2 protein-coding genes are annotated in these 2,764 nt (G+C 41.6%); one reads left to right on the top strand and one right to left on the bottom strand.

Annotation, left to right across the window (positions count from 1 at the left end; translation table 11 throughout):
- The first annotated feature begins 171 nt into the window (after window positions 1–171).
- A complete protein-coding gene (gene topA / locus CK510_RS28920) occupies window positions 172–2,391 on the top strand; it encodes a type I DNA topoisomerase (protein WP_095724913.1) in 2,220 nt (739 codons plus the stop codon).
- Between the two features lie 121 nt (window positions 2,392–2,512).
- Here topA and CK510_RS28915 read toward each other — a convergent pair.
- Window positions 2,513–2,764: zinc ribbon domain-containing protein (locus CK510_RS28915; RefSeq protein WP_143289494.1), on the bottom strand; the 252-nt coding region annotated here is incomplete at its 5' end.

Here is a 2,764-nt window from a genome sequence, read left to right as displayed (position 1 = left end):
AGACATCTCCGGAAAAGATGTAGAGACGTAGCATTGCGGAGGCACGACAAGGGTTCTGGGCAACGCATAATTAATTTTCACTACTATGTCTATTTGGCAAGAATTGTAACGAAGTCGAAAATATCTAAACAGTTGTACTATAAAAATTAAGAAGTTCTTTGTTAGGGTGTTATGCCTAAACGCCTTTTAGTGGTTGAATCTCCTGGTAAAGTGAAAAAGCTCAGTCAAATCCTGGGTGCTGATTGGATTGTGCGTGCTAGCTGCGGTCACATTCGCGAACTTAGTAATGAGGGGGAGGATTCCTTGGGGTTTACGATGGATGGTAGTAGCGTTCAATGTCGCTATATACCTCGTGACCAAAGAGCTAAGGAGACGATTCAAAAACTTAAGGATGCGGTTCGACAGGTTAATGAGGTTATTTTAGCAACTGACCCCGACCGTGAGGGGGAAACTATTGCTTGGCATTTGAAGGAAGCCTTGGGTTTGAAGGACCCGAAACGGGTTGTGTATACTGAAATTACTGAGTCTGCTGTGCGTGCAGCTATTTCTAATCCGAGAAAGTTGGATGTTAATTTGGTTGGTGCTGGTTTATGTCGTGATTGTTTGGATAAGTTGGTTGGGTATAAGGGAAGTCCGCTTGTTTGGGCTTTGAATAATGGTGCGAAAAGTGTTGGTAGGGTTCAGAGTGCTACTTTACATTTAATTTGTCGCCGGGAAAGGGAAATTGTTGCTTTTGTTCCTCAAGATTATTGGAGTGTTTGGGTTGATTATGCTGAGGGTTTCCGTGCTTTTTATCAGGGGATTGTCAGTGATGGTGTTGAGGAACAAAAGTCGGAGACAGATGTTAATGATGATGCGACATATAAAAGTAATGAATCTTTGGAATCTACCCGTGTATTGTCGGAAGAAACAGCTAATCGCTTAGTTGAGGAAGCTAAAAGGCATCCACACAAAATTATCAAATATGAGGGAAAAATTACCAGCCGTCAACCTCCTCCTCCTTTTATTACTTCAACTCTTCAACAAGCTGCGGGTTCCCGATTAAAGTTTGCTCCTGAAAAGACGATGCAGGTAGCACAGAAGTTATATGAGGCTGGTCTAATTACTTACATGCGGACGGATTCTGTAATGTTGAGTCCGGAGTTTTGTGAGAGTGTTCGCAAGTGGTTGGAGGAAAATGACCCGGAGAATGTTCCTCCAAAAACTACGAGACATAGAAGTAGTAAAACTGCTCAGGAAGCACATGAGGCGATTCGTCCTACTGATGTTTTTCGTCCTTCTGCTCATTTACGGATTGAGTTATCGACGGATGAGTTTAATTTATATGTTTTAATTTGGAAGCGGGCTGTTGCTTCTTTATGTCGTGCTGCACAGTTACGTAAAACTGTTGTGATTAGCCAATCTGGTCAAATTTTATGGCAAGCTAGGGGTCAGGTAATAGAGTTTTTCGGCTATGCTAAGTATTGGTTGAATTTGAGTAAGGATACGATTTTACCGAATTTGCAGCAGGGACAAATGCTGAATTTGGTGGATGCAGGACATGAGAAGAAGCAAACCCAACCTCCTCCTCGTTACAGTGAACCGAAGTTGGTGCAGTTGATGGAAAGGAAAGGGATTGGTCGTCCGAGTACTTATTCTCCCACGATTGCAACTTTAAAAAAACGGGGTTATGTGGAGTTAATTAAGGATAATCTCAAACCGACTGTCTTGGGTTTGGAGGTTGATGATTTCTTACAAAAAGCTTTACCCGATTTGTTGGAGACTGAATTTACCGCGAAGATGGAAGATGCTTTGGATGCGATCGCATCTGGAAAGCAGTCTTGGCAGGATTATCTAACTAATTGGAATCAAAGTTATTTTGTTCCGGCTTTGGCTAAGGCTAAAACTGTTCCTGTTTCTGTGTCAAAAGTTAGCAATGTTGTTCATGGGAACGAGCGTATTTTTGATAAGTCTCGCACTCGTTGTCCTCAGTGTAATAATCATTTAGCGAAAATTCCCAGTACTAAGGTTAAAAAGAAGTATTTTTTGAAGTGTATGTGTGGATGCGACAATGTGGTGCTGTTTTGGAGCGAGTATAGCAAGAGTTGGGAAGCTCCTCGTTCTCAAGCTGGTAAGGAAAAGGATGGAAATCCCCAAAAGTCGAAAACTAATGCAAGTACTGTAACAACATTTCCCTGTCCAGTATGCAAGAACCCTTTGGAGGAATATTGTTACACGAAAGATGGGCAGGATAAGAAGTTGTTACGCTGTTCTGATTCTAAGTCTCGAACTGATGCTAAACACAAGGATGTTGCTTTTTTCCATACTACGAACGGATGGTGGAGTCCGAAGTTTGGGAATCTTGAGGTTACATCTGGGACGAGTTTAAAGAAAAAGTCGGGTAAGAATTGACACTCTCAGCACTAAAGTGACTGAGATTCTTAAGAAATTTCTTTCTTAATATCCTGTTTTCACAGGTTCCCAAACTCATCACGTTTGCTCAGAAAGAGCGTGATGATATCTTTTGGGCGTTTTACTGACTAGCAGCTAGTTTCGCGGAGTCCCCACGTACTATTTCCAAACCTCTGTCTCTGATTGTTTTTGCAGCACCAATATCAGCATGTTCCATGTGTCCACATTTAACACAAATGAACTTTTCGCCTGTTCGGTTCGACTTATCGGTGTGTCCACAATTCCTACATTCTTGACTAGAATATCTGGGATTGACTTTAATTACAACTTTTCCTTGCTTCACAGCGAGATACTCAATCTTTAAAACCAAATC

The organism is Brunnivagina elsteri CCALA 953, from assembly GCF_002289455.1.
In the GTDB taxonomy this organism is placed as follows: Bacteria; Cyanobacteriota; Cyanobacteriia; order Cyanobacteriales; family Nostocaceae; genus Brunnivagina; species Brunnivagina elsteri.
This window is presented reverse-complemented; position numbering and strand designations above follow the sequence as displayed.